Below are 25,265 nucleotides of genomic sequence, written 5' to 3'. Positions count from 1 at the left end.
CTCGCAGTATGATTAGTCCAATCGATTAAACTGGCGGTTATCATCGGATTACTGATTGTCCGGACATGAAAAAGGGCGCGAATGGCCGAACCATCCGCGCTCCTGTTTTCGTCCAGCGGGAGAAATCAGGCTGCTTGCGCAATCTTTTCGGCAGGCTCAGTGCGGATCAGGTAGTCGAAGGCGGACAGGGCCGCCGTCGATCCGCCACCCATGGCGACCACGATCTGCTTGTAGGGAACGGTGGTGCAATCGCCCGAGGCGAAGACGCCGGGTACATTTGTCGCCCCGCGTTCATCAACCACGATCTCGCCATGCGGCGAGAGCTGCAACGCGCCGTCCTTCAGCCACTCGGTATTGGGGACGAGACCGATCTGGATGAACGCACCTGCCAGGTCCAGCGTGTGCATTTCGCCGGTTTCGCGGTTTTCATAGGTCAGACCGCTCATCCGCGTTCCGTCGCCCGTGATTTCGGTCGTGCGGGCGGAGGTCAGGATGGTAACATTGTCGAATTCACGCAATTTGCGCTGCAGAACCTCGTCCGCGCGAAGCTGGCTGTCATATTCGATCAGGGTCACGCTGCCCACGATATTGGCGAGGTCGATGGCCGCCTCGACACCGGAATTGCCGCCTCCGATGACTGCAATGTCCTTGCCCTTGAACAGGGGGCCGTCGCAGTGGGGGCAATAGGCAACGCCCTTGTTCCGATACTCGTCCTCGCCCGGCACGCCGAGCGAGCGCCAGCGGGCACCGGTGGCAAGGATAATCGAGCGCGCTTCGAGCGCAGCGCCGTTTTCCAGTTCGACCCGGTGCATTCCGCCGTCATTGGTCGCGGGCACGAGCTTCTTCGCCCCGGCCATTTCCAGCAGTTCGATGCTGTTGTCGCCGACCTGCCGGCGCAGTTCGTCGGCCAGTTTGGGCCCTTCCGTGTAAATCGTGCCGGGAAGGTTCTCGATGCCCAGCGTGTCGTTCAACTGACCGCCGAAACGCTCTGCTGCGATGCCGGTGCGAAAACCCTTGCGCGCCGTGTAGACGGAAGCGGCGACGCCCGAGGGACCGCCGCCGATGACGAGCACTTCATACGGATCGAGCGCGTCGAGCTTCGCCGCTGCGCGGTCCGCTGCGCCAGTGTCCACCTTGGCGAGGATCTCGGCCAGCGTCATCTTGCCGTTGAAGAAGGTCTCGCCGTTCAGGTAGGTCGCGGGCACGGCCATCACGTCGCGCGCATCGACCTCGTCCTGGAACGTGCCGCCTTCGATCAGCGTGGCCGTAACGCCCGGATTTTCCAGCGCCATCAGGGTCAGCGCCTGCACGACATCCGGGCAGTTGTGACAGCTGAGCGAGAAATACATATCGAAATCGAAGCGACCTTCCAGTGCGCGTGCCTGGTCGATCAGGTCCTGCTCGACCTTCGGCGGATGGCCGCCAGCCCATAGCAGGGCGAGCACCAGCGAGGTAAATTCATGCCCCATCGGCAGGCCGGCAAAGCGTACCTGCCGGTCCGCATCCTCGCCGCGCCGGATCAGGAAGCTGGGAACCCGCGCATCGTCACCATCGAACTTCGCCTCCACTTGATCGTGCAGGGCCGCGATCTCTTCGAGCAATTCGCGTGTCTGCTGCGACTTCGCATCGTCGCCGAGAGTGGCGATCAGCGTTACCGGCTCGCGCAGATTGGCGAGATAGGTCTTGAGCTGCTGGGTCATCGTCTGGTCGAGCATGGGAACTCCTGGAGAAATGGCGGGGAACGGGAGGGGGCGGGCAGGAAAAAGGGGCGGCGCGACACCATGCGCGCCGCCCCTTTCCTTCAGCGTTTACCGCTTAGATCTTGCCGACGAGGTCGAGCGAGGGGGCCAGCGTGTCGCTGCCTTCTTCCCATGCGGCCGGGCAGACCTGGCCGGGGTTGGCGCGGACATACTGAGCAGCCTTGATCTTGCGGGCGAGTTCGTTGGCATTGCGGCCCACGCCTTCGCAGGTCTGTTCCATGATCTGGATCACGCCGTCGGGATCGACGACGAAGGTTGCACGGTCGGCGAGCCCGACGCCTTCGCGCAGAACGTCGAAATTACGGGCAAGAACGTGGTTCTGGTCGCCGAGGAACGGGAATTCCAGCTTGCCGATCTTTTCGGACGTGTCGTGCCATGCCTTGTGACTGAAGTGCGTATCGGTCGACACGCCGTAGACTTCGACGTCCATCTTCTGGAGCATGGCATACTGCTCGCCAAGGTTTTCCAGCTCGGTCGGGCAGACGAAGGTGAAGTCGGCCGGATAGAAGAAGAAGACGGCCCACTTGCCCTTCACGTCCTCGTCCGTGACGTCGAAGAAGTCCTTGCCCTTCTGGAAGGCGGTGGCGGTGAACGGTTTGATCTGGCTTCCGATGATACCCATGGGTGTTCTCCAATAGTCGGGTTGAAACTCGTCAGAACCAGATAGGGGCTGTTGCAGCGCACAAAAGCGAGATGTTGCGATTGCGAACATCGAAATTTTCAATCTAGAAATTGGAACTTTCGAAAAGCGCAACAGAACGACGCGTCTCTTGCGTCAGGCGCATCATCGGGGGCGTACTTTATGGGAAAGAATGACTGGAATTGGGTGGGAAGCGAAATGTCTGCTCTTGGGCGAGCTACCCGGCAAGCTGCCAGATAACGAGCACCGCTATGACGACGAGGCATACGGCCGCGAATTCTTTCAACTTCAGCTTACTACCAACTCGGTCATACCAGCGGTTGCCATAGCCGAATGGTTCAAATGCCATGTTTCTCATCATTCTCTTCAATGGCGAAACCGTGTTCGCTTACGGGTAGACTGTCAGAAGCGTTGAACGTCCGCAACCGGTTCGCTAGCCGACGGTCCGCTAGCCGCACTGCGCGCGGTGCAGCAGTTTGTGATCGGCCAGGACAAGGGCCATCATCGCTTCCACGACCGGAGTGCCGCGGATGCCGACGCACGGATCGTGGCGGCCTTTCGTGCGGACCTGTCTCGCATTGCCTTCGCGGTCGATGCTGGGGGTGGGCGTCAGGATCGAACTGGTCGGCTTGAAAGCGACGCGGCACACGACCGGCTGGCCGGTAGAAATTCCGCCCGCGACCCCGCCTGCATGGTTGGCGGCGAACTCCACGCCGTTCGCGCCCGGCGACATGGCGTCCGCGTTTTCCTCGCCGGTCAGGCGTGCCGCGTCGAAGCCGTCGCCGATTTCAACACCCTTGACCGCGTTGATGCTCATCATTCCTGAGGCAAGATCGCTGTCGAGTTTCGCATAGATCGGGGCGCCCCATCCGGCGGGTACGCCCGTGGCCACGCATTCGACCACCGCGCCGAGAGAGGATCCGGCCTTGCGCGCGTCGTCCACCAGGGCCTCCCATCGCCTGGCCGCGTCCGCATCGGGGCACCAGAAGGGGTTGCGGACAATTTCCCCAGCGTCGAAATTGGCCGGGTCGATCCGGTCTCCGCCGATTTCGCTGACATAGGCCAGGATCGACACGTCACCGATGACCTTGCGCGCAACCGCACCGGCCGCCACGCGCATGGCGGTTTCACGCGCGCTCGACCGCCCGCCGCCGCGATAGTCGCGAAAGCCGTATTTCGCGTCATAGGCATAATCGGCATGGCCGGGGCGGTAGGTGTTCGCGATTTCGGAATAGTCCTTGCTGCGCTGGTCGGTGTTCTCGATCAGCAGCGACAGCGACGTGCCCGTGGTGCGCTGTGTTCCGTCCTGCCCCTCGAACACGCCGGACAGGATGCGGACCGCGTCCGGTTCCTGTCGCTGCGTGGTGAACTTGTTCTGCCCCGGCTTGCGCGCGTCGAGGAACGGCTGGATGTCGTCTTCCGACAAGGCGATACCCGGGGGGCATCCGTCCAGTACGACACCGATTGCCGGCCCGTGGCTTTCCCCCCAGGTGGTGAAGCGCAGGACGCGTCCGAATGTATTCCAGCTCATGCCAGCTCCCTGAAACCAGCGCCTCTTGCCCACAATTGTGGGAGCCTGTCCATTCCTGCTGGACCAAACTTCTCTTGTGCCCCAAGAACAAACCATGCCCGGAAAGACGACATGATTGCAAAGCTGAAAGGCCTGCTGGACGAAACCGGAACCGACTGGGCCGTCATTGATGTCGGCGGCGTGGGCTATCTCGTCCATTGTTCCGCCCGCACGCTGAGCGCGCTGGGCGAAACCGGGGAAGCGTGCACGGTCTACACCGACCTGCAGGTGAGCGAAAACGACATGCGCCTGCTGGGTTTTGCCGAAGGGAGCGAGCGGGACTGGTTCCGCCTGCTGACCAGCGTGCAAGGCGTGGGCAGCAAGGTGGCCCTGGCCATCCTTTCCGCCTTGTCCACGGCCGAAGTGCAGCAGGCCTGCGCAGGCGGCGATGCAGCGATGGTTGCGCGGGCAAATGGCGTGGGCCCGAAACTGGCCGGCCGCATCGTGAACGAATTGAAGGACAAGGCCGGCGGATTGCCCGCAGGCGAAGGGGGCGTGGTCTTGGCTCCCAAGGGCGGGGCGAGCGCGGATGCCGTTTCGGCGCTGGAAAATCTGGGCTTCAAACCGGCTGTGGCGGCGCAGGCCGTCGCTGCAGCGCAAGGCGAATTGGGTGAAGGCGCGGGCGAGGGTGAACTCATTCGCATCGCGCTCAAAAAGGCAGCAGGATAGGGTGATGGCGATGAAGCTGTTCATGGCAATTGCGGCACTGGCCGCATCGGGTGCAGCGCTGGCGCAAACGCCGGATGCGAGCCGCTTCGGCTATGGCCCGGTGTTTGCAGGCCATGGACCGCATGCGTCGGTCGCGGCGGACGTTATCATCCCCGAAGGCACGGTGTTCAAGCACAGCTTCGACGGGTCGGAGCGGGCGGAAGACGGCCAGAACCGCACGCTTATTGCTGCTGCGCGTTTCCTCAACATGCACGCCGCTGCCGGTGTCCCGCGCGAGAACATGGCGCTGGCGGTGGTGGTCCACGGGCAGGCAGCGCAGGACCTGTTGACTGCTGAAGCCTATGCCTCCCGCTTCGACGGCGCGGCCAACCCAAACGCGCCGCTGATCGCTGCGCTTGTGGGCGAGGGCGTGCGCATCATCTTGTGCGGCCAGAGCGCCGCGGGCCTCGGCCTCGACGAAACCGCCGACCTGCTGCCGGGCGTCGAAGTCGCATTGAGCGCCATGACTGCCCACGCCCTCCTCCAACAGGACGGCTACACGGTGAACCCGTTTTAGTGACCGACCCCATCCCCCTCCACACACCAGACCGCCAGCCGGAGGACCCGGATGCGGCGCTGCGGCCGAAGTCGCTCGGCGAGTTCGTTGGGCAGCAGGGCGCGCGGGAGAATCTTCGCGTCTTCATCGAGGCCGCCAGGAAGCGCGGCGAGGCGATGGACCATACGCTGTTCTTCGGGCCCCCGGGGCTCGGCAAGACGACGCTGGCGCAGATCGTGGCGAAGGAACTGGGCGTCGGTTTTCGTGCCACCTCGGGTCCGGTGGTGGCCAAGGCGGGCGACCTGGCCGCGCTGCTGACCAATCTCGAACCGCACGATGTCCTGTTCATCGACGAGATCCACCGCCTCAATCCGGTGGTCGAGGAAGTGCTCTACCCGGCGATGGAGGACCGCGCACTCGACATCATCATCGGCGAGGGACCGGCGGCGCGCAGCGTGCGGATCGACCTGTCGCCCTTCACCCTGATAGGCGCCACCACGCGGCAGGGCCTGTTGACCACGCCGCTGCGCGACCGCTTCGGTATCCCGGTGCGGCTCAGCTTCTATACCGAGGAAGAGCTGGAACGCGTCGTCACCAGGGGGGCTGGATTGATGGGCCTGCCGATCGAACCTGCAGGCGCGCGCGAAATCGCCCGCCGCAGCCGTGGCACCCCCCGCGTTGCAGGTCGCCTGCTGCGCCGGGTGCGCGATTTCGCGGAAGTCGCCAGCGCCGATACCGTGACCGCCCGGATAGCCGATGAGGCTCTGACCCGGCTGGAAGTGGATTCGCTCGGCCTCGATGCCATGGACCGCCGCTATCTCGCCATGATCGCAGACATCTACAAGGGCGGGCCCGTGGGCGTGGAGACGCTGGCAGCCGGCCTTGCAGAGCCGCGCGACACGATCGAGGAAGTGGTCGAACCGTTCCTGATCCAGCTGGGCCTGGTCGCGCGCACGGCGCGGGGGCGCTGCCTCAACGACCGTGGGTGGACGCACTTGGACAGAACGCCGCCAGGGCCGACTCAGCGCGCCGCCGGGCCGTCGCAAACAGGCTTGTTCGACAAGGAAGGTTAACCGCCGAAGCAAGATTCGCCGCCTGAACGGTTCCAGAACGGGACATGTTGGCCCGGCATGCGGTTTTCAGGTCATTTATTTCGCCTGCCACGCGGATATTCATAGTTAACCGCATTGCCGCTTAGGCGTGTGGGCTGTTCCTAGAAGAGCACGGGGATACACCCAAGGCCGGACCCGCCGGCTGATGGGAAAGCCCCAGTTGGAACAGAGAGTTTGCCCATGTCGGTAAAAATGGCCCTGGCGAAATTGTCCGCGACTGCCGCGGGCGGTGCCCTTCTCGCAGGCGGTGCAGTGCACGTCGCGGAGAAGCCCATCACGGACAATCCGCAGTATAAGTCTTCGACGAAGTCCGTGAAGGCCCAGCCCGTCAAGTACGTCAAGGAACGCACCACGGTGGAGCGCCGTGTGCCCAAGACCGTCAAGCGCAAGCGTCGGATCGTGAAGCGCGTGGTCGAATGCGAACCCGTCGGCAGGCTCGGCGGCGCAGGCATGGCTCATCATGGCGCGGCAGCGGGTGCCCAGCATGGTGCGCCGATTGCCGGCGGAGCCTATGGCTACGGCGCGCATGGCGGCCAGATCGGCTACGACGAAAACGGCTGTGCCTACGCGACTTCGGTTGCCGTCGTTCCGACCGCGATCCCCCTTCCTGCAGCGCCTCCGTTCGTTGGCGGCAGTGGCGGTGATGGCGGCGTGACGGTCATTGGCGGAAGCGGCGGCTTCGGCGGCGGTGTCGGCGGCGGCTTCTTCGGTGGCTTCTTCGGTGGCGGCGGGTCGAGCGGCGGCAGCGTCGTCGTCAGCTCCACGACCACGACGTCGGGCGGCGGCACGTCCGGCAGCTCCTCCAGCAGTTCGGGCGGGACCAGCTCGTCGAGCGGGAATGACGGCGATGGTATCAATATCGATATCGACATCGACAACACCTCCGGCGGAAGCACCACGACCACTGGCGGCGTCAGCACGTCGACCGGCGGGGTAAGCACCTCGACCGGCGGGATCTCCAGCACATCGACCTCGGGGAACGTCTCCAGCTCGTCCGGCAACGTGTCCAGTTCTTCCGGTAATGTTTCCAGCTCGTCCGGCAACGTTTCCAGTTCTTCGGGCAACGTTTCGTCCAGCTCGGGCAACGTTTCCAGCTCGTCGGGCAACGTCTCCAGCTCGTCGGGGAATGTCAGTTCCTCGTCGTCTTCTTCGAGCTCGTCGTCGTCCTCGTCTTCATCGTCGTCCAGCTCGAGCTCTTCCAGCTCCGGTGGAGGTACGTCCGGCACGACGACCAGCGGCGGCATGGACCCGCATCCGCCGACCACGAGCGGCGGTTCGGGTTCGTCCTCCGGCGGCTCCGGCTCCTCGGGCAGCTCTTCGAGCTCATCTTCGTCCTCTTCTTCCAGCGGCAGTTCCGGTGGCAGCGGCGGCTCGGGCGGAAGCGGCAGCTCCGGCAGCAGCTCGTCCTCCAGTAGCTCGTCGTCCTCTGGTTCCAGCTCAAGCTCGGGCGGTACGAGTGGCGGCGCGACGTCGAGCGGCAGCAGCGGTTCGTCCTCCAGCAGCTCGTCGTCCTCGGGCTCCAGCTCCAGCTCCGGCGGCACGACGGGCGGCGCGACGTCCAGTGGCAGCAGTTCGTCGTCCGGCAGCAGTTCCAGCTCTTCCTCGTCGAGCGGCGGTACGTCCGGCGTGCTGACGTCGAGCACGAGCTCCTCGAGCAGTTCCAGTTCGTCGAGCAGCAGTTCGTCCAGTTCCAGCTCCAGCTCCAGCTCGAGCAGCTCCAGCTCGTCCTCGAGCAGTTCGAGCGGCAGCACGAGCGGTACCCCGGTCCCCGCTCCGCCGATGACGATCCTGTTCGGCGCTGCGGCTGCCGCCATCCTCGGTCGCCGGAAATGGGCCGTGAAGAAGGCCGCGAAAGCCGCTTAACGCCTCGGCCTCACGTCACAAAGCAAAGGGCGGCTCCTCCAAGCGGAGGGGCCGCCCTTTTGCTGTCCGGTCTGGGATGATCCGGCTGCCGGGCCGAGGAGCGGCCGGAACCAGCCTGCTTTATCGCTCTTCTGGAATGACTACCGGCAGCCCCGCATCCTTCCATGCGAGAATACCGCCCTCCAGGTGCCGGATGGATAGCCCGGTCGCCTCTAAATACTGCCTCGCCGCTTCGCCGGAACGCGCGCTCGACCGGCAATAGAGAATTATCTCGCCGTCATCGGGATCGGGCAGGGCGAAGGGATCGAAACCGGCCAGCGGCCGGTTGACCGCGCCGGCGATATGGCCGGAGGCGTATTCCGCCGGCGTGCGGACATCGACGAGCACGATAGTGCCAGCGCTTACCAGGGGCGCGAGTTCGGCCGCGGTCAGCGTGGCGACCTCGCCCGGTATCGGAGCGCCGATGACTTGCGACGTGTCGCCTGTTCCATGCGCAGCGGGGGCTGCACCATAACCGGCGCAGCCCCCGACACTTGCTGCCAATGGCAGCGCAAGAAGTGCAGTCAGCCTCAATCGGCAGCCAACTTGCGGATCACGTACTGGAGGATGCCGCCATTGCGGTAATAATCCAGCTCGTTCTCGGTATCGATGCGGCACAGCGCGGTGAAGTTGAAGGTCGTGCCATCCTCGCGGGTGACTTCGACTTCGACGTCCTGGCGCGGGTTGAGGCCGGTCAGTCCCTTGATCGAGAATGTATCATTCGCACCCAGACCCAGCGTTTCGCGGGTATCGCCATCCTTGAACTGCAAGGGTAGCACGCCCATGCCGATCAGGTTGGAGCGGTGGATACGTTCGAAGCTTTCGACGATCACGGCGCGCACACCCAGCAGGATCGTGCCCTTGGCCGCCCAGTCGCGGCTGGAGCCGGTGCCGTACTCCTTGCCCGCGACGACCACCAGCGGCGTGCCGTCTTCCTTGTGCTTCATGGCGGCGTCGTAAATCGCCATCTGCTCGCCATTATAGGTGGTGAAACCGCCTTCGACGCCCGGAACCATCTCGTTGCGGATGCGGATATTGGCAAAGGTGCCGCGCATCATCACGTCGTGGTTTCCACGGCGCGAACCGTAGGAGTTGAAGTCGGCCTTCGCGACCTGATGATCACGGAGATATTCGCCTGCGGGGCTATCTTCCTTGATCGAACCGGCGGGCGAAATGTGGTCGGTCGTCGTCGAATCGCCGAGGATCGCCAGCGGCTTCGCATTGGTGATGTCGGTGATCGGCGCCGGGGTCATCTCCATGCCCTCGAAGAAGGGCGGGCTGGCGATATAGGTGCTGCCCGGGTTCCACTGGTACGTGTCGGACGCCGTGACCTTCACCGCCTGCCAATGCTCGTCACCGTCATAGACGTTGGCGTAGCGCTTCACGAACATCGAGCGGTCGATATTGGCGGCGCGGTGCTCGGCAATTTCCTGATTGCTGGGCCATACATCGGCCAGCATCACGTCGTTCCCGTCCTGGTCCTGACCAAGCGGCGTCGTGGTGATGTCTTCGGTCACGGTGCCGAGGACGGAATAGGCGACCACCAGCGGCGGGCTGGCGAGGAAGTTGGCGCGCACGTCCGGGGAAACGCGGCCTTCGAAGTTGCGGTTGCCAGACAGTACGGAGGCGGCGACGATATCGTTGCCGTTGATCGCTTTGCTGATCGGCGCGGCCAACGGGCCGGAATTGCCGATACAGGTGGTGCAGCCATAGCCGACGAGATCGAAGCCCATCGCGTTCAGATCGTCCTGAAGGCCCGATTTCACGAGATAATCGGTAACGACCTGCGAACCCGGTGCGAGCGAGGTCTTGACCCACGGCTTGGGCTTCAGGCCCTTTTCGTGCGCCTTCTTGGCGACCAGACCGGCAGCAATCAGCACGTCCGGGTTGGAGGTGTTGGTGCAGCTGGTGATGGCGGCAATCACGACGTCGCCGTCGCCGATATCGTGGTCCGTATTCTCCACATCGACGCGGTGCGGCGTGTCCTTGCCGTAGAGCGACTTGAGGTCGGCGTTGAAAAGCTCGTCCACATCGGGAAGCGCGACCTTGTCCTGCGGACGCTTGGGCCCGGCGAGGCTCGGGACGACGCTTGCCATGTCGAGGCTGAGGGTTTCGGTGAAGATCGGCTCGTTGTCCGGTTCGATCCACATGCCCTGTTCGCGGCAATAGGCTTCGACGAGAGCGATCTGGTGCTCTTCGCGGCCCGTCAGGCGCAGGTAGTCGAGCGTCTTGTCATCGACACCGAAGAAGCCGCAAGTCGCGCCGTATTCCGGCGCCATGTTGGCAATGGTGGCACGGTCGGCGAGGCTGAGATTGCCGACGCCCGGGCCGTAGAATTCGACGAAGCTGCCGACCACGCCGACTTCGCGCAGCATCTGCACGCAGGTCAGCACGAGGTCGGTCGCGGTCACCCCTTCGGCGAGCGCGTTTTCAAGTTTGAAGCCGACCACCTTGGGGATCAGCATGGAAATGGGCTGGCCGAGCATCGCTGCTTCGGCTTCGATCCCGCCAACGCCCCAACCGAGCACGCCGAGGCCGTTGATCATCGTGGTGTGGCTGTCCGTACCGACGCAGGTGTCCGGATAGGCGGTGAGGTTGCCGTCCTGATCCTTGCTCGACCACACGGTCTTGCCGATGTGTTCCAGGTTGACCTGGTGGCAGATGCCCGTGCCCGGAGGCACGGCGGAGAAATTCTCGAAGCTCTTGGAGCCCCATTTCAGGAAGTCGTAACGCTCTGCATTACGGGCATATTCCAGCTCGACGTTCTTCTCGAACGCCTTGGGGTGGCCGAACTCGTCGACCATGACCGAGTGGTCGATCACGAGGTTCACGGGAACCTGCGGGTTGATCTTGTTGGTGTCGCCGCCGAGCGCGGAGATGGCATCGCGCATGGCGGCAAGGTCGACCACGCAGGGAACGCCGGTGAAATCCTGCAGCAGGACGCGGGCAGGCCGGTACTGGATTTCATCGCCGGTGGTCGGGTTCTTCATCCAGTCGACGATCGCCTGCGCGTGGTCGGTCGACACGGTGTGGCCACCATCCTCGAAGCGGAGCATGTTTTCCAGCAGGACCTTCAGGCTGAACGGCAGGCGCGATACGTCGCCCAGTTTCTCCGACGCCTTCTTGAAGGAGTAGTAGGCGTATTCCTTGCCATCTACGTTGAGCGTGCTGCGGGTGCCGAGCGTGTCCTTGCCGACCTGGGTCATATGCGTCCTTTCGAAAAGCGAATCTTCCGGGGCCTCTCACCCGTAACGGACGGGCGCACCGAATGTGCCGCGCACCTGCGACACGAAGCCCGTTTCGTCAAGGGTTGCAGGCGGTGAAAAGCCCTTCAAACAGCCCTTTTTCGCCGCGCTGCGATGAAACTGCCGACGACGATCAGGCCGGTTCCCAGCAGAGTCGTGACCGTGACCTGCTCTGCAAAGAACAGCCACCCGAACAGGACGGCCCACAGGAAGCCCGAATACTCTATCGGGACCAAAACCTGTGCCTCTGCCCGGGCATAGGCCCAGGCAAGCAGCATGGCGCCAGCCACCGTCAGGACAGCGGCGCCTGCAATGTCCGCCATGGCGGGCCAGCCGGGCATCACGAACAGCCACGGTGCGGCCAGCGCAATCAGGATGGCGGAAACGCCGCCGTGGAACGTCGCGACCTCCGCCGGGCCTGCGGCCTGCGACTGCAGGCGGATAATGATGAAATTGACCGCGTACAGGATCGCGGACACCAGTATGGCGGCGATCCCGAGAACGGTATCGTCGCCCGCATCGCCCTGTCCCAGCCTGCCGGACACGATCACGATGGTCCCGGCAAATCCCAGTATCGATGCGTAGACGGCCTCGCGCCGGACGGTTTCCTTCAGAACCAGCGCGGCAAGATAGAGCGCGATGAGCGGCGCGACGAAGGAGATCGCGATAGCCTCTGCAATGGGCAGGGCGGTGATCGCGTAGAAGAACGTGAGCGCCATGCACGCCGACACGCCGCCGCGCAGCAGGTGGAGGCGCAGCGCCCGCTTCCCCGGCCAGCGACCGCCCGTGCCGAGCCAGATGGGCGCGGCCATGGCGGCGGACAGCGCGGCGCGCATCAGGGTGGCACTGTAAACGCCCGCTGCCAGCGCCGCGCCTTTCATCAGCGCATCCATCAGGGCCAGGGAGCCCACCGCCGCAAAGGTCGCCAGTACGGGCAGCAGGGCAAGGTTTCTCGTCATCTCCCGCCTGCCCTAGCGATGGAGGAGGCGCAGGTCACCGATGCAAACCGGGCGCAGGTGGCGATAATTCAGCTTGCGCTAAGCGCAGGTGCTTGATGGCAGCACAACGACGCGGCAAAATGGCCGCAACAGGTGGGACCAACCATGCGAACGATGACGATGAAAACACACCTCCTCCTTGCAAGCGCGGCTCTCGCGCTTCCCTTTACTGCCGCCGCGCAGGGCTCGCCGGCCAATCTGCTACCGGATGAAAAGCCGAAGACGGTCGCGGAATCCTTCGCCGGTGATCCCGATTACGATACGCCGACCACGGGGACGGCGCTCGCGGTTCCCGCCGCGCAGCCCGCGGCTGCGGACGAGATGCAGACCGTGCAGCAGGTGGCGTCCGACGTTCAGGTATGGCCCGTCGAACATGCGATGGCTCTCGCCGATCTTCTCGACGGCATCGGCGCGGAAGGTCTCGATCCCGCCGACTACGATATTGCCGGTTTGCGGGCGATTGCGCTGCAGGGACCGGGGGCGCAGCTCAATGCCGAGGCAAGCAAGCGTTTTGCCTGGCTGGTCGAGGACATGCGCGACGGACGCACGCCGATGGCCGCGCGCAAGCAATGGTTTGTGATGGACCCCGATGCCGACCGCTACCGCACGGGCGATATCATGGCGCAGGCGCTTTCCTCCGGCGACCTTGAGGCGGCGCTTCAGTCGATCGCGCCGGAGCATCCCGATTACGCCCGCCTGCGGCAGGAACTGGCGAAGGTCGATGCCGGCTCTGCCCGTGGCAAGCTGATCCGCGCGAACATGGATCGCTGGCGCTGGCTTCCGCGGGATCTGGGCAGCCAGTACCTCATCACCAATGTCCCGGAATACCAGCTGCGGCTGACGGTGAACGACAACATCGTGCGTACCTATCGCACCATCGTTGGCAAGCCGGGGCGCACGGCAACCCCGCAGCTGGCCGAAAGCGTGGAGGGCGTGATCCTCAACCCCACCTGGACCGTGCCGCAGAGCATCGTGAAGGGCGAAGGGCTGGGCGCGCGTGTGCTGGGCAATCCTGCGTGGGCCAAGGCCAAGGGCTATACCGCGACCAAGGGTGCGAATGGCTGGGTATCGGTCGTGCAGCAGCCGGGGCCGACCAATTCGCTCGGCAAGATGAAGCTCGACATGCCGAACAAGCATGCGATCTTCTTCCACGGCACGCCTTCGCGCGGCCTGTTCAAGAACGCGCAGCGTGCGCTCAGCCATGGCTGCATCCGTACCGAACGGGCAGACGAGCTGGCGCTGACGCTGGCCATCCTGCAGGCGGGCCTGACCGCGGAAGAGGGTGTGGAGAAGCTGGCGAGCGGCAAGTACACCCGCGTCGGCTTCGAGAAGAAGATGCCCGCCTACATCACCTATTTCACGATGGCGCAGGACATCGACGGCAAGCTGACGACGTTCAAGGACATCTACGGCCGCGACCAGGCAGTGCTCGATTCGCTCGATGCACCCCGCGTTGCCAATCGCAGCCGCGTTACCGACGAACAGATTATCGTGATCGAGGACGATCCGAGGGCTACCTGACGCACCAGCCGATCGCGCACGAGAAGGAACAACCTGCGGGCCGGTCGTTCAGGTCCGCAGGCTCCTTACGCCAGATCGGAACCGGATATTCCGGCGCGCCGAGATTCTAGAATCGTACGGATAGTTGCGAGCCAGGCGCGGCAATCGTGCTGCCATCCTCGCCCAGACCCAGGCTGTCGGCGTATAGCAGGCGTCCGCCCGACAGGTTCAGCAGCGCGATGCGGAACTGTTCCTCGCCCATGGCGAAACAGCCATTGCTGCGGCCGAGACGTCCCCAGCGTTCGAGGTGGGACTGTTCCGCATAGGCGGCCCGGTGCATCACGATATAGCGTCGCAGCGCATTGTCGTTCGTGCTGTCGAGACCGCCGAGGCGGACCGATGTGCCGTAGCGCCCCTTGTACCATTCCCACGTGACATAGGCCCCCTTGCTGGTCGCATTGGAGCCTTCGACATTCGAATAGGAATTGAGCCAGCCGTCATGTTCCGGATCGGACCCGGTGCCGTGACTGACATGATAGGATTGCACTTCGCCAAGGCCCAGATTGACGAAATGGAAGCGCGGTTCGCTGGATCGCAGGCCGTAATCGGCAATGCCGACGATGTCCTTCTTCCAGATGACGCTGCCGGCCTTGTCCAGCTCGCGCTTGGCGATGTCGAACAGGGCGCGGTCGCGCAAACTGCCGGTCTTCGGCTGGGCGAAGGTCGTCGCCAGCGCGCGGCCGGGTGCGGCGGCCAGGGCGCCTGCCGCTAGAGTGCCCTTGATAAGATCGCGTCTGTTCATTCTTGCTGCCTATCATAGCCAAGCTTAATCGCGGCTTGAAGCGGGAAACCGCCGGAATCGACGAAGGAGCCCACCATGCGTCTTATTGCTGCCTCCATCTGACCGCCGCCTGCGTCTTCGCGCAAGGGGAGGGAGCCGATGCGACGCAAGTACCGTCTCCGCCCGTCCAGGCGGAAGAGGAAGCTGCCGAGGCCAGCGAGATTGACGATGGAAAACCGGTCCCCACGACCGTCCTGAGCGCGGCGGACGCGATCAGGCTGCGGCAGAACTCCGGCATCACGCTGCAATGGATCGGCTGGGACGAACGCGGTGATGCCACCGTCGGCGTCGATGCGTTCGGCACCTATCGCCTGTACGGGCGGCAGGAGGGGCCGAAGGGCGAATTGCTGATCGTGCTGGGCCGGATCACGGAAATCGGGCCCGACTATTTCCTCTTCGACGGCCTCATCCAGATCGCCTATGCGCCGGACCCGGACCGCGAATGCTACGACAACAGGACCTGGCGGTTCGAGGCGACGCAGGGGCACAAATATTACCGCCTGCGCGAATTCGAATGGTGCGACGGGCTGACCGATTACATCGACATCTATTTCTGAGGGTCCGACCCGCCGACCGACCTATGCGCGAACCGGGCTATTGTGCGCTCAGCACCATCCGGTCTTCGGCAATCGCGACATTTCCGACCGAGGAAAGGTAGGACTGGCCGAGCAATGACACATCGAGGCCCTCTGGCACGATGACCGCCTGCACGCCGCGTGCGGTGATGCCGCCTACATCCACCTCCGTCAGCATGGCCGGCACGCCCATCACGTCTCCGCTCGCGCCCCTTCCGATGACGCGCACATCGGCGGGCGACCAGTCGAGCCCTGCCGCCAGCGCATCCGGCGCGGTCAGGGCGATGACGCTGGCACCGGTATCGATCATCATACGCAGCGGTGCGCCGGACACGGTGACGTCGGCATAGAAATGGCCGTCGCTTTCGCGGTTCAGCGAATGGTCGCCCTGATACCACGATGCGGGCGGGGCTTCGGCACCCTGCGCATACGGCATGTTCGCAGCCGGTGGGCCGTTTTCCCCGGCGTCTCCGCCCGGTGCGTCGGCAGAGGGAATGAGCGCGGCCGTCACCGCGCAGACCCCGAAAACCAGCAGGAGTGAACGTCCGATCATAGGGCGACCCTAGCGCCGGGGTGCTTAAGCGGACCTAAAGAGGACCGAAGCGCGTATTCTCTTCAGCCATCGCCAGCATGGACCGGGCATGGCGTCCCGCGACCTCCGCGGAATCCTGTCCGTAACCGCCGCCAAGGGCGCTGGCGATCGGCAAGCCGCGCTGCCGGACCTGCGCCACGACATAGCGGTCCCGCGCCTCCAGTCCCTCTCCCGTGAGGGACAGTCGCCCGAGCCGGTCGCCTTCGTACGGGTCCACCCCGGCCTGGTACAGCACGATGTCGGGTTGCACGCTGGCGACTAGACGCGGGAGATGCTGCGCCAGCGCTTCCAGATAGGCCGCATCATCCGTTCCGTCGGGCAGGCCGACGTCGAGGTCTGAACGTGCCTTGCGGACGGGGAAGTTCTTCTGCGCGTGCATGGAGAAGGTGACGATGTCCTCGCGCCCCGCAGTCAGGCTGGCCGTGCCGTCGCCCTGGTGGACGTCGAGATCCACGATCAGGACGCGCGCGGCGTCCCCTTGCGCGATGAGCCTGTTCGCCGTCACCGCCAGATCGTTGAATACGCAATAACCCGCGCCGGTATCGTAAAGTGCGTGATGGCTGCCCGCTGCGCTGTTGGCGGCATAGCCATGCCGCATTGCAAGCTGCGCGGCGAGCCATGTGCCGCCATTCGTATGCTGCACCCTTTGCGAGATATGCGCGGTGACCGGAAAGCCGATGCGCCGCTCCTTCTCTCGCGGCACGGTCTGGGTCAGGACCTGTTCGACATAGTCCGGGTCGTGCACCGCCTCCAGCCATTCGCGCGGGCACGGCTCGGGCGCGTGTTCGGTGATCGCCGCCCCGCTTTCCCGCAGCAGGCGCATGACAAGCTGGTACTTGTCGAACCGGAATGTCCCGCGCTCGGGCGGCGGGGCCATGTAATCGACGTGATGGACGACGTGGAGCATTCCTGCTTCAGCCGTGCCGGTCGCCTTTCGCCGCGATTGCCGTATCGGCCAATCTCGCAGCGTCTTCTTCGTCACCCGGATCGAGGATCGCGACCTTTCGATTTATCAGCTCGTTATAGGTCCGGAAGAAAACGCCCAGTTCCCACAGCATCGTATCGCGTAGTTCGTCCAAGCGCTCGACGTGGCCGAATGTCTGGCTGAGCGGTGGTACGCCGATCAGGCGGTCATTGCGGACCATCTCGCCGTTCTCTTCCTGCTCCATTCGAAGAATGGCAACTGGCCGCACACCGACCAGCGTACCGGAAGGCAGGGGGCTGCCCGTCAGAACCATGACGTCGAGTGCGTCCCCATCCTCAGCGAGCGTCGCAGGGATGAAGCCGAAATTGGCCGGGAAAGTCAGCCCTTCAGGCAATTCGAGCGCCCATCGAAAAATACCGAGCTTCTTGTCGAGATCAATCTTGTGGGTGTTGCCCTTGGGGCATTCGATGAATCCGTGAAGCAGGCCGTCCTCGCTTCGCGCCGGAAGGCGGGCCAGATGTTCCGCGTCGATCATGAGCGGCCTATTCCGCCGCCTCGGCCGTATGCGGATCGAACGCCTGTGCTTCGCCTGCCTCGATGGCAGCGGCCTTTTCCTCCACCAGCTTCACGATGTGGCTGAGCATGTCCTCGCTCTCGATATGGTGGTCCTTCACGCCCGAGAGATAGACCATGTGCTTGCCGTTACCGCCGCCTGTCAGGCCGATATCGGTCTCGCGCGCTTCGCCGGGGCCGTTGACCACACAGCCGAGGACCGAAAGGCTCATTGGCGTCTTGATGTGCTCCAGCCGCGCCTCCAGCGCCTCGACCGTGCGGATGACATCGAAGCCCTGGCGCGAGCAGCTGGGGCACGAGACGACGCGGACGCCGCGCGTGCGCAGGCCCAGCGCCTTCAGCATCTCGAAGCCGACTTTCACTTCCTGCTCCGGCTCTGCCGACAGGGACACGCGGATCGTGTCGCCGATGCCGGCCCACAGCAGGCTGCCGATGCCGATGGAGGACTTGACCGTCCCGCCGATCAGGCCGCCCGCTTCGGTAATGCCGAGATGGAGCGGACAGTCCACCGTCTCTGCCAGCGCATGATAGGCAGCGACGGCAAGGAACACGTCGGACGCTTTCACCGCGACCTTGAACTCGTGGAAATCGTGGTCCTGCAACAGCTTGATATGGTCGAGCGCGCTTTCCACCAGCGCTTCGGGGCAAGGCTCGCCGTATTTTTCCAGCAGGTCGCGTTCCAGCGACCCCGCATTGACCCCGATGCGGATCGCGCAGCCATTGGCCTTCGCCGCGCGGACGACTTCGGCCACGCGTTCGCTGCTGCCGATATTGCCGGGATTGATCCGCAGGCAGGCAGCGCCCTTGTCCGCTGCTTCCAGCGCGCGCTTGTAATGGAAATGGATGTCGGCGACGATTGGGACCTGGGCCGCCTTCGTGATCTGGTCGAAATGCTCGGTCGATTCCTCGGTCGGGCAGGACACGCGGATGATGTCCGCGCCCACATCCTCGCACCGGCGAATCTGGTCGATGGTCGCGCCGACATCCTCTGTCGGCGTATTGGTCATCGTCTGGACCGAAATGGGTGCATCGCCGCCCACGGGCACGCTGCCGACCATGATCTGGCGGGACTGGCGACGCTCGATGGAGCGCCAGGGGCGAATGGTGTTCGTGTTCATGCAGCGTCCCTTAGCACTGCCGGGCAGGCGTAGGAACAGCCCAAGGGTCAGGGAAAGGCGGCGCCGGTCAACTTTGGCTGTCGTCCCGGTCCGCTCTTTCGCCGGGCTCTGGCCTGGATGAGGAAGTGCTCATGTCTTCTTCGAATTCGATGATGGCCATTGCTTCGGGCAGGGCCCTGCTCAATTCTTCCAGCATGTCGCGGCACTGGGCGATGTCGCCGTCATAGACACGCTGCAGCGCCTCGGCGAGCTTGCGATCCACCGCGGCCAGCATCTGGCGGCAATTGTTCGCCGAATGGAGAAGCTGCGCGATGCGCTGCTCGTCGGACATTGGCTGCGTCATGCGAATCCCCCGATTGCACCTGTCGTATCAGGAGCTAGCACCAAGTCGGCCGCGGTGACAAATCCTCACCACCTGATGATGCGCGGTAGCGAGATCCGTCCCAGAAAACCGCCCAGCAGGACCGGCGCGACGTGCCAGATGCCAAGGTGGGTCAGGGTGTCGACGGGGCAGGAAAGGCCGTAGAGGAAACTGCCCGCCGCACCTGCCGCGATCCCGGCACTGGTTCCCGCCAGCGCGATCGATACGGGCGCCCCGCGCCTGAGCCAGATGGCGAGACCGGCAAAAACGAGCAGGCCCGCAGCAAGGGCGGACGCGAGGCACGACAGGGCATGCGGATCGACTACGGATGTCATTCCCGCCCCCGGCACCGCTGCAGCGACCAGCGCCGAAACCGGCAGGACGCACAGCATCGCCAGCGTCCAGGGTGGGCCATCCTGCCGGTTTCCGACCGACGGGGTCGCCAGCGCGATGGTCGCGCTGACGCTGGCAAGGGCGACCAGCAGCAGCAAGCCGTTGGCGATAATGTAGAAGGGGGACGCCTCTCCGGTGATCACGCCGTCCCACAGGCCGGCGGCGACCCAGACGCACAGGAAAGTCACCAGGGCGGCCAGTCCAATCAGCAGGTAACCGCCGCGCGCGCGCATCGGACGCACCGGCTCCAGTTCATCCGACAGCTGCGCGATCAGCGCGGCATGGCTACGGTTCATCGTCATTCTGCCTTTTCAACCATGGCGGACAGCTTCTTCAGGCCGCGATGGATATTGACCTTCACGAGGCTTTCGCTCTGGCCCGTCCTGCGCGACGCCTCTGCGATGGACAGACCCTCGATCTTGACCAGTTCGATGACATCCGCCTGTTTTTCGGGGAGGTGGACGAACAGCCGGTCCAGGCTCATGCGCGCCATGACGGCTTCTTCCTCGCTGTCATGGGGAGCATCGGCATCGCCCAGCTCGTCTTCCACCGAGCGATAGACCCGGCGCAGGTGATCGACCCAGCGATAGCGTGCAATTGCGGCCAGCCACGGCATGAAAGCCCGGTCAGGATCCCAGCTGGCACGCTTGCGATGGAGCGAGACGAGCACGTCCTGCACCAGGTCGTCGAGCTGGTGCAGCGGAACCCGCTTGCGGAAATACCGCTGAAGCCATGCCGCGCATTCGTCCAGCAGGACGGCATAGGCTCGCTTGTCGCCGAGCTGCGATTTGCGCATCAGGTGCGCCATCGTATTCTCGTCGGCAATCATGGCGTTCGCATGTCCTTCGGGCAGGTTCCGTGGATGCAATTCGCACGAACCTGCCCGAAGGTTACAATCGTTTTCTCACCAGCGCCGCTACCGGCAGGAAAGGCTGGCGGACGAATTCAGGCCTGGGCGACCAGCGTTTCGGACAATTGCCAGAGCTGTTCGGCATTGCCTTCGTCCACCGCATAGCTGCGCACACCGCCTACCGCGTTTTCGTCATCGACTTCGGCGACGTGGCAATTCTCGGCATAGAGGCCGCCGCGGCCTTCCAGTTCGTCGCTGGTGGCGACCCAGCAGGTAGTGGCTGCGCCCTGCGGGATCGTCTTGAAGCCTTCCGGCTCCTCGCCCGCTTCCTCTGCGCGCTTCTTTATCCGTGCGCGCAGGGCGGTCATGTCGTCCTGCGTCAGGTGGCGGCTCAGATTGGTCATGATCCCGCCGGGGTGGACGGCATAGGCATGGATGCCCTTGTCCGACAGGCGCTTTTCCAGGCCGACGGCGTGAAGGATATTGGCCGTCTTGGCATGGCCGTATGCCTGCCATTTCTCGTAATCGCGGTTGTCGAAATTGGGATCGTCCATGTTCACCGGCGCGAAGTGATGGCCGCGGCTGGACAGGTTGACGATACGCGGATGGCTGTCGCCGCCCGCGGCGTTCTCGACCAGCGGCAGCAATTCGTTGGTCAGGGTGAAATGGCCGAGATGATTGGTGCCGAACTGCATTTCGAACCCGTCGGCGGTTTCGGCGTAGGGGCACGCCATCACCCCGGCATTGTTGATCAGCAGGTCGATCTTGCACAGCCGCTCGCGCGCCTCGGCCCCGCAAGCCTTGAGCTGCTGCTGCGAGCCGAGGTCGCATTCGATCGTCTCGATGCTTTCATTGCCGGTCGCCTCGCGGATTTCCGCGGCTGCCGCGTCCGCCTTGTCCATGTCGCGCCCGGCAATGATGACGTGGGCGCCGCGCGCCGCCATGGCGCGCGCGGTTTCCTTGCCCAGCCCGGAATATCCGCCGGTGATGAACGCTGTTTTGCCGCTGAGGTCGATGTCCGACAGGACCTCGTCTGCCGTGCTTTCGAAACCGTAGGTGCTCATCGTGACGTCTCCCAATCCTTGTTCTTAAAGTCTCGCCTCGTACAGGAACTCGTGGTCGACATGGTCACCGACATGAAAGTCGATATCCGCGATCTTGCCGAAGCCGTAGCGGTGGTAGAAACGCTGTGCGCCGTAGTTCTCGCTCCAGACCGATAGCTGGATGGCATCGTGCCCGCGCTGGCGCGCCTCGGCAATGGCCCAGTCCATCAGGGCAGCGCCGATGCCCCGTCCGGTGGCGTCCGGCTGGGTGTAGAGCTGGCCGAGCGCGATGGGATCGGCCGCGTCGCTGTGCTCGGCATACCAGCTGGGATGGCGCAGCTTGACGAAACCCAGCAGGCGGCCGCGCTGTCCGGCAGTCTCCGTGCCTTCGCGACCGCTATGCTCCCACGCGAGGCGGTGGATGCAGTGCTCGTCCGCGATTTCCTCCGCCACGGCATCTTCGGAATAGACCTGCTGGAGGAAGGCATCGAGATCGGCCTGGCGGTAAAGATGCGCGAACGCGGCGCAGAAGCTTTCGCGGCCAAGGCGGGCGAGGGCGGAGGTGTCCTCCAAGGAAGCGGGGCGCAGGATCATGTCGACCCTGCGCCCCGTATCGTGTTCACCCGTGAAGGTGAAGCCTTGGCCTGCCGGATTACACCTTGGGCGGCGTCTTGGACTTGGCGTCCCATTCTTCCAGCTTGCGGCCGGCCCATTCGCGGCCACCCAGACCGAAGGCCAGCGCACCTGCCACGGCAAGGCCGATGACGATGGCGCTGAAGGCGGTTTCGGTGATGATATCGCCGACACCGGTGTAGCTCAGGCCCATGAAGGTGAAGATCACGATCGTGGCATAGCGCACGATGGTGCCCGCCGTGCCGCCGATCAGCTTGCCCAGCATGTTGGCGATCAGGAAGCCTGCGCCGATGACGACGGCCCCGAACACCACGCGTCCGGCCAGTTCCAGCACCTCGTTCAGGATCGCGGTCAGTTCCGGGAAACCGAGCATGCGCGTCGCTGCAATGGCGAAGAACAGCAGGATGGCGATCTGGACGACGCGGGCGATGATGCCGCTGGCGCTAGTGCCTTCGCTGACGAGACCGGTGGCTGCAATCGAGCGATCGACGCCGAAGCCGGTCAGAAGCTGGGTCAAGATGTTCACCACGAACTTGCTGATGACATAGCCGATGCCGAGCAGCAGTGCGGCAGCGATAATGCGCGGGATCGCGTCGAAGATCATGCCGAGCATTTCACTGGCAGGCTGCGAGATCGACTCGATGTTCAGCACGTTCAGCGCCGCAATCGCGACCGGGATGGCAATGAGGATGTAGACCACGGTGCCCAGCGTCTTGCTGATCGCGCTGTTGCCGGTGACATTGTCTGCCCCCGCCTTGTTCATCCACTTGTCGAGGTCGATCGTCTGCATGGCGGTGACGACGATGTCGCGCACGATGCCGGCAATCATCAGGCCCACGAACAGCAGGATGCCCGCGCCGATCAGGTTCGGGATGAACGCGACGACGTTTTCGAGCAGCGCATTGATCGGACCGGCCACGGCGTTGAGGCCGAGGACCTGCAGAATGGCGAGGAGGCCGAACAGCCAGATGAAGAGCGAGACGATCTTGCCAAGCGCCATGCCGACGCTCTGGCCGCCGCCCGTGCCGCGCTGGAGCAGCGGAACCGCATCGACGAGCTTGGCAAAGGCCCATTTGGCCGCCTTGGCGAGGATCCAGGTGACGATCAGGATGCCGATCGCCAGCAGCGCCTTCTCGAGAAGTTCCATCGCCAGGCCCTGATCGAACCTGTAATTTCCTATTGGCATGTGCATACCCCCTTGTTGGCATTTCTACTGCATACACTTCGGAGCATAGCACGCTTGGCTGTCATGCCAAAGGGTGTAGGTATCGGATGCACACGGTGTTCTGTCGCGGGACGCATCACGACGAAGGAATGAGGCCATGACCCGATTTGCCCCCCTGGCCTGCGCGCTCGCGCTGGCAATCACGCAAGGCGCCGCTGCGCAGGAGATCGTCACCGGTGGCAGCGGTGCGGGCGAGGACCGTGACGCGGGCTGGTCGTTCGCCATCCATGGCGGGGCGGGCGTCATCGAACGGGAAAACCTGACCGACGAACAGGAAGCGGCCTACCGCGCCTCGCTGGGTGCGGCGCTCGACGCTGGGACCGGGATCCTGGCGGCCGGCGGGACGGCCATGGATGCGATCAAGGCGGCAATCGTGCTGATGGAGGACGATCCGCTGTTCAACGCCGGGCGCGGCGCGGTCTATACCTGGGACGGCCAGATCGAGCACGATGCCGCGATCATGGATGGATCGGACCGCAGTGCCGGGGCGACCACGGGCACGACGACGATCCGTCACCCGATCCTGCTGGCCGATGCCGTGCGGCGGGACGGGCGCCATGTTTTCCTGTCGGGCGAGGGCGCGGAAACCTTTGCCGACGAATTGCCGGAAGGCGAACAGCTGGAAACCGTCCTGCCCGACTGGTTCGGGACCGAGCGGCGCCTGGAATCGCTGGAGCGGCTGAAGGCGGAAAACCTCTCGGCCATCGATGTCGACGTGAAGTTCGGCACCGTCGGCGCGGTGGCGCGCGACATGGCCGGAAACCTCGCGGCAGGGACCTCGACCGGCGGAATGACCGGCAAGCGCTGGGGCCGCATCGGCGATGCCCCGATCATCGGCGCGGGCACCTATGCCGACAATCGGTCCTGCGCCGTCAGTGCGACCGGGCACGGCGAATATTTCATCCGGGTCGGCGTGGCGCGCGAAATATGTTCGCGGCTGCGGCTGGTGCGGCCACAGGCGTCACTGGCCGGAGCGGACGATGCAGCGCATCTCGAATGGCTGCGGAGCACCAACTACGTCCGCAAGACTGCCGACGCCGTCCTGGCAGAAGTTGCCGAGATGGGCGGGGATGGCGGCGTGATCCTGGTGACGCCTGACGGGGAGGAAGTCTTCAGCTTCAACACGTCCGGCATGTATCGCGGCCGCGCGGACAGCGATGGCTTGCGGGAAATCGCGATCTTCGAAGAACCGGGCAGCGAAGCCGGCGAATAGCGGCAGGTTTTACCGGGCCTGGCCGGTCAGCCCCTTTCGCGCGCGACGGCGTAGCTGCCCAGGACGCGAAGTTCGCGGCAGTGGAAGGCGAGTTCCTCCATCGCGCGGTCGACTGCGGGGTCGCCGGGTGCGCCCAGGATATCGGCGTAGAACATGCTGGCGGAAAAGCTCGTGCCCTTCTGGTAGCTTTCCAGCTTCGTCATGTTGACGCCGTTCGTGGCGAAACCGCCCAGCGCCTTGTACAGGGCGGCGGGAATGTTCTTCACCTCGAAGATGAAGGTGGTCATCGTATTGGCGGGGTCCAGCGTCGCAGGGTCCAGCTGCTCCTGCGCCAGCGCGACAAAGCGCGTCATGTTGTCGGATGCATCCTCCACCCGGCTCTCGGCAATCTCCAGCCCGTATAGTTCGGCAGCAATGGCCGGGGCGATCGCGGCAAAGCGCTTCTCTCCCATTTCCGCAACATACGCCGCCGCGCCCGCCGTATCGGCATGGGCAAGGGGCACGAGACCGCGCTCGGCAAGGAAGTGACGCGATTGCCCGAGTGCCTGCGGATGACTGTAGACCGCTTCCAGTTCGCCCATGTCCGTCCCCGGCAGCACCATCAGCGCGTGATGGATCGGGAGGAAATGTTCCGCCACGATGGCGAGACCGCTTTCGGGGAGCATGAAGTGGATGTCCGCCACCCGGCCGTGCTGCGAATTCTCGATCGGGATCAGCGTGCGTCCGGCGATGCCCGTCTTCACTGCCTCGATCGCATCGTTGAAGCCGTAGCAGGGGAGGGGCAGGCCATCCGGCGCGTACTGGCCCATTGCGCGGTGCGAATTGGATCCTGGCGCGCCCCCGAACGACACGGCGTCGGCGGGCGACGCCTTGGCGGCAAGGCGCATGGTTTCGACAAGCTCGCGGGCGGGGGCGGCAAATTTACGCATGACTGCCATGCCGGGTATACTCACGCCCTGAACGGGGCAAGCGCACTTGCGATATGGCACGGT

The 25,265-nt window shown here is 64.3% G+C and carries 25 protein-coding genes; 6 read left to right on the top strand and 19 right to left on the bottom strand.

Features of this window, described 5'->3' with window-relative positions; translation table 11 throughout:
* Positions 1-125: 125 nt before the first annotated feature.
* The 3 genes from ahpF to aroC form a co-directional block, all read right to left on the bottom strand.
* Positions 126-1,715, bottom strand: a complete 1,590-nt coding sequence (gene ahpF / locus ACGHJ7_RS09080; RefSeq protein WP_390476547.1) for an alkyl hydroperoxide reductase subunit F — start codon at positions 1,713-1,715, stop codon at positions 126-128.
* A 100-nt stretch (positions 1,716-1,815) separates the two neighbouring features.
* Positions 1,816-2,382 carry an alkyl hydroperoxide reductase subunit C gene (gene ahpC / locus ACGHJ7_RS09075; protein WP_390476545.1) on the bottom strand — a complete coding sequence of 189 codons (567 nt, stop codon included), beginning with the start codon at positions 2,380-2,382 and terminating at the stop codon, positions 1,816-1,818.
* A 466-nt stretch (positions 2,383-2,848) separates the two neighbouring features.
* Positions 2,849-3,931, bottom strand: coding sequence for a chorismate synthase (aroC, locus tag ACGHJ7_RS09070; RefSeq protein WP_390476543.1), 1,083 nt, complete (start codon positions 3,929-3,931; stop codon positions 2,849-2,851).
* Between the two features lie 111 nt (positions 3,932-4,042).
* Here aroC and ruvA point away from each other — a divergent pair, with 111 nt between their 5' ends.
* Genes ruvA through ruvB form a run of 3 tightly spaced genes read left to right on the top strand, consistent with a single transcriptional unit; the run spans position 4,043 to position 6,247 of the window.
* On the top strand, positions 4,043-4,639 hold the full coding sequence (gene ruvA, locus ACGHJ7_RS09065) for a Holliday junction branch migration protein RuvA (RefSeq protein WP_390476542.1): 597 nt from the start codon (positions 4,043-4,045) through the stop codon (positions 4,637-4,639).
* A gap of 4 nt (positions 4,640-4,643) precedes the next feature.
* Positions 4,644-5,195, top strand: a complete 552-nt coding sequence (locus ACGHJ7_RS09060; protein ID WP_390476540.1) for a DsrE family protein — start codon at positions 4,644-4,646, stop codon at positions 5,193-5,195.
* Positions 5,195-6,247 carry a Holliday junction branch migration DNA helicase RuvB gene (gene ruvB / locus ACGHJ7_RS09055; protein WP_390476538.1) on the top strand — a complete coding sequence of 351 codons (1,053 nt, stop codon included), beginning with the start codon at positions 5,195-5,197 and terminating at the stop codon, positions 6,245-6,247. The genes ACGHJ7_RS09060 and ruvB overlap by 1 nt, the downstream gene beginning before the upstream one ends.
* 602 nt (positions 6,248-6,849) lie before the next feature.
* Here the strand turns inward: ruvB and ACGHJ7_RS09050 are convergent.
* From ACGHJ7_RS09050 to ACGHJ7_RS09035, 4 genes are all read right to left on the bottom strand, one after another.
* Positions 6,850-8,100 (bottom strand): hypothetical protein, encoded by a 1,251-nt coding sequence (locus tag ACGHJ7_RS09050; protein ID WP_390476536.1) that lies wholly within the window; start codon positions 8,098-8,100, stop codon positions 6,850-6,852.
* A 169-nt stretch (positions 8,101-8,269) separates the two neighbouring features.
* Complete coding sequence (locus tag ACGHJ7_RS09045; protein ID WP_390476534.1) at positions 8,270-8,692, bottom strand: rhodanese-like domain-containing protein; 423 nt, start codon at positions 8,690-8,692, stop codon at positions 8,270-8,272.
* A gap of 26 nt (positions 8,693-8,718) precedes the next feature.
* Positions 8,719-11,394, bottom strand: coding sequence for an aconitate hydratase AcnA (gene acnA, locus ACGHJ7_RS09040; protein ID WP_390476532.1), 2,676 nt, complete (start codon positions 11,392-11,394; stop codon positions 8,719-8,721).
* A 125-nt stretch (positions 11,395-11,519) separates the two neighbouring features.
* Positions 11,520-12,392 carry a DMT family transporter gene (locus ACGHJ7_RS09035; protein ID WP_390476530.1) on the bottom strand — a complete coding sequence of 291 codons (873 nt, stop codon included), beginning with the start codon at positions 12,390-12,392 and terminating at the stop codon, positions 11,520-11,522.
* Positions 12,393-12,551: 159 nt separating this feature from the next.
* Here ACGHJ7_RS09035 and ACGHJ7_RS09030 point away from each other — a divergent pair, with 159 nt between their 5' ends.
* A complete protein-coding gene (locus ACGHJ7_RS09030; protein WP_390476528.1) occupies positions 12,552-13,952 on the top strand; it encodes a L,D-transpeptidase family protein in 1,401 nt (466 codons plus the stop codon).
* 106 nt (positions 13,953-14,058) lie between these two features.
* Here the strand turns inward: ACGHJ7_RS09030 and ACGHJ7_RS09025 are convergent, their stop codons facing one another.
* Entirely contained in the window at positions 14,059-14,733 is a 675-nt protein-coding gene (locus tag ACGHJ7_RS09025) for a murein L,D-transpeptidase catalytic domain-containing protein (RefSeq protein WP_390476526.1), read from the bottom strand.
* A gap of 35 nt (positions 14,734-14,768) precedes the next feature.
* On the opposite strand from ACGHJ7_RS09025, the gene ACGHJ7_RS09020 reads away from it, so the two are divergent.
* Positions 14,769-15,329, top strand: coding sequence for a hypothetical protein (locus ACGHJ7_RS09020; protein ID WP_390476524.1), 561 nt, complete (start codon positions 14,769-14,771; stop codon positions 15,327-15,329).
* A 37-nt stretch (positions 15,330-15,366) separates the two neighbouring features.
* Here ACGHJ7_RS09020 and ACGHJ7_RS09015 read toward each other — a convergent pair whose 3' ends face one another.
* From ACGHJ7_RS09015 to ACGHJ7_RS08970, 10 genes are all read right to left on the bottom strand, one after another.
* Positions 15,367-15,900, bottom strand: coding sequence for a TIGR02281 family clan AA aspartic protease (locus ACGHJ7_RS09015; RefSeq protein WP_390476522.1), 534 nt, complete (start codon positions 15,898-15,900; stop codon positions 15,367-15,369).
* Positions 15,901-15,934: 34 nt separating this feature from the next.
* Positions 15,935-16,846, bottom strand: a complete 912-nt coding sequence (locus ACGHJ7_RS09010; RefSeq protein WP_390476520.1) for a histone deacetylase — start codon at positions 16,844-16,846, stop codon at positions 15,935-15,937.
* Positions 16,847-16,853: 7 nt separating this feature from the next.
* Positions 16,854-17,399 carry an inorganic diphosphatase gene (locus tag ACGHJ7_RS09005; RefSeq protein ID WP_390476518.1) on the bottom strand — a complete coding sequence of 182 codons (546 nt, stop codon included), beginning with the start codon at positions 17,397-17,399 and terminating at the stop codon, positions 16,854-16,856.
* A 7-nt stretch (positions 17,400-17,406) separates the two neighbouring features.
* Positions 17,407-18,555: a flavodoxin-dependent (E)-4-hydroxy-3-methylbut-2-enyl-diphosphate synthase gene (ispG, locus tag ACGHJ7_RS09000; protein WP_390476516.1), complete on the bottom strand. Its 1,149-nt coding sequence runs from the start codon at positions 18,553-18,555 to the stop codon at positions 17,407-17,409.
* A 67-nt stretch (positions 18,556-18,622) separates the two neighbouring features.
* Complete coding sequence (locus ACGHJ7_RS08995) at positions 18,623-18,898, bottom strand: hypothetical protein (RefSeq protein ID WP_390476514.1); 276 nt, start codon at positions 18,896-18,898, stop codon at positions 18,623-18,625.
* Positions 18,899-18,963: 65 nt separating this feature from the next.
* Positions 18,964-19,611, bottom strand: a complete 648-nt coding sequence (locus ACGHJ7_RS08990; protein ID WP_390476512.1) for an NrsF family protein — start codon at positions 19,609-19,611, stop codon at positions 18,964-18,966.
* A complete protein-coding gene (locus ACGHJ7_RS08985) occupies positions 19,608-20,138 on the bottom strand; it encodes a sigma-70 family RNA polymerase sigma factor (protein WP_390476510.1) in 531 nt (176 codons plus the stop codon). The genes ACGHJ7_RS08990 and ACGHJ7_RS08985 overlap by 4 nt, the downstream gene beginning before the upstream one ends.
* A gap of 116 nt (positions 20,139-20,254) precedes the next feature.
* The gene (locus tag ACGHJ7_RS08980) at positions 20,255-21,223 is read right to left on the bottom strand and encodes an SDR family NAD(P)-dependent oxidoreductase (protein ID WP_390476508.1); all 969 of its coding nucleotides are present in this window, start codon (positions 21,221-21,223) and stop codon (positions 20,255-20,257) included.
* A gap of 24 nt (positions 21,224-21,247) precedes the next feature.
* Positions 21,248-21,796 carry a GNAT family N-acetyltransferase gene (locus tag ACGHJ7_RS08975; protein WP_390476506.1) on the bottom strand — a complete coding sequence of 183 codons (549 nt, stop codon included), beginning with the start codon at positions 21,794-21,796 and terminating at the stop codon, positions 21,248-21,250.
* A gap of 58 nt (positions 21,797-21,854) precedes the next feature.
* Entirely contained in the window at positions 21,855-23,021 is a 1,167-nt protein-coding gene (locus ACGHJ7_RS08970; protein ID WP_390476504.1) for a mechanosensitive ion channel, read from the bottom strand.
* 136 nt (positions 23,022-23,157) lie between these two features.
* Here ACGHJ7_RS08970 and ACGHJ7_RS08965 point away from each other — a divergent pair, with 136 nt between their 5' ends.
* On the top strand, positions 23,158-24,273 hold the full coding sequence (locus ACGHJ7_RS08965) for an isoaspartyl peptidase/L-asparaginase family protein (protein WP_390476502.1): 1,116 nt from the start codon (positions 23,158-23,160) through the stop codon (positions 24,271-24,273).
* 26 nt (positions 24,274-24,299) lie between these two features.
* On the opposite strand, the gene ACGHJ7_RS08960 is transcribed toward ACGHJ7_RS08965, so the two are convergent.
* Positions 24,300-25,202 carry a prephenate dehydratase gene (locus ACGHJ7_RS08960; RefSeq protein WP_390476620.1) on the bottom strand — a complete coding sequence of 301 codons (903 nt, stop codon included), beginning with the start codon at positions 25,200-25,202 and terminating at the stop codon, positions 24,300-24,302.
* Positions 25,203-25,265 lie beyond the last annotated feature (63 nt).

Origin of the sequence: Altererythrobacter sp. MTPC7 (genome assembly GCF_042851395.1) — a bacterium.
Lineage (GTDB): Bacteria > Pseudomonadota > Alphaproteobacteria > Sphingomonadales > Sphingomonadaceae > CAJXSN01.
This window is presented reverse-complemented; position numbering and strand designations above follow the sequence as displayed.

Excerpts from the sequence above, each read along its gene's own strand:
- ahpF (WP_390476547.1), bottom strand. The coding sequence starts at position 1,715 with ATGCTCGACCAGACGATGACCCAGCAGCTCAAGACCTATCTCGCCAAT.
- ahpC (WP_390476545.1), bottom strand. The coding sequence starts at position 2,382 with ATGGGTATCATCGGAAGCCAGATCAAACCGTTCACCGCCACCGCCTTC.
- aroC (WP_390476543.1), bottom strand. The coding sequence starts at position 3,931 with ATGAGCTGGAATACATTCGGACGCGTCCTGCGCTTCACCACCTGGGGG.
- ruvA (WP_390476542.1), top strand. The coding sequence starts at position 4,043 with ATGATTGCAAAGCTGAAAGGCCTGCTGGACGAAACCGGAACCGACTGG.
- ACGHJ7_RS09060 (WP_390476540.1), top strand. The coding sequence starts at position 4,644 with ATGGCGATGAAGCTGTTCATGGCAATTGCGGCACTGGCCGCATCGGGT.
- ACGHJ7_RS09050 (WP_390476536.1), bottom strand. The coding sequence starts at position 8,100 with ATGGCGGCAGCCGCAGCGCCGAACAGGATCGTCATCGGCGGAGCGGGG.
- acnA (WP_390476532.1), bottom strand. The coding sequence starts at position 11,394 with ATGACCCAGGTCGGCAAGGACACGCTCGGCACCCGCAGCACGCTCAAC.
- ACGHJ7_RS09035 (WP_390476530.1), bottom strand. The coding sequence starts at position 12,392 with ATGACGAGAAACCTTGCCCTGCTGCCCGTACTGGCGACCTTTGCGGCG.
- ACGHJ7_RS09030 (WP_390476528.1), top strand. The coding sequence starts at position 12,552 with ATGAAAACACACCTCCTCCTTGCAAGCGCGGCTCTCGCGCTTCCCTTT.
- ACGHJ7_RS09025 (WP_390476526.1), bottom strand. The coding sequence starts at position 14,733 with ATGAACAGACGCGATCTTATCAAGGGCACTCTAGCGGCAGGCGCCCTG.
- ACGHJ7_RS09015 (WP_390476522.1), bottom strand. The coding sequence starts at position 15,900 with ATGATCGGACGTTCACTCCTGCTGGTTTTCGGGGTCTGCGCGGTGACG.
- ACGHJ7_RS09010 (WP_390476520.1), bottom strand. The coding sequence starts at position 16,846 with ATGCTCCACGTCGTCCATCACGTCGATTACATGGCCCCGCCGCCCGAG.
- ACGHJ7_RS09005 (WP_390476518.1), bottom strand. The coding sequence starts at position 17,399 with ATGATCGACGCGGAACATCTGGCCCGCCTTCCGGCGCGAAGCGAGGAC.
- ispG (WP_390476516.1), bottom strand. The coding sequence starts at position 18,555 with ATGAACACGAACACCATTCGCCCCTGGCGCTCCATCGAGCGTCGCCAG.
- ACGHJ7_RS08995 (WP_390476514.1), bottom strand. The coding sequence starts at position 18,898 with ATGACGCAGCCAATGTCCGACGAGCAGCGCATCGCGCAGCTTCTCCAT.
- ACGHJ7_RS08990 (WP_390476512.1), bottom strand. The coding sequence starts at position 19,611 with ATGACGATGAACCGTAGCCATGCCGCGCTGATCGCGCAGCTGTCGGAT.
- ACGHJ7_RS08985 (WP_390476510.1), bottom strand. The coding sequence starts at position 20,138 with ATGATTGCCGACGAGAATACGATGGCGCACCTGATGCGCAAATCGCAG.
- ACGHJ7_RS08980 (WP_390476508.1), bottom strand. The coding sequence starts at position 21,223 with ATGAGCACCTACGGTTTCGAAAGCACGGCAGACGAGGTCCTGTCGGAC.
- ACGHJ7_RS08975 (WP_390476506.1), bottom strand. The coding sequence starts at position 21,796 with ATGATCCTGCGCCCCGCTTCCTTGGAGGACACCTCCGCCCTCGCCCGC.
- ACGHJ7_RS08970 (WP_390476504.1), bottom strand. The coding sequence starts at position 23,021 with ATGCCAATAGGAAATTACAGGTTCGATCAGGGCCTGGCGATGGAACTT.
- ACGHJ7_RS08965 (WP_390476502.1), top strand. The coding sequence starts at position 23,158 with ATGACCCGATTTGCCCCCCTGGCCTGCGCGCTCGCGCTGGCAATCACG.
- ACGHJ7_RS08960 (WP_390476620.1), bottom strand. The coding sequence starts at position 25,202 with ATGCGTAAATTTGCCGCCCCCGCCCGCGAGCTTGTCGAAACCATGCGC.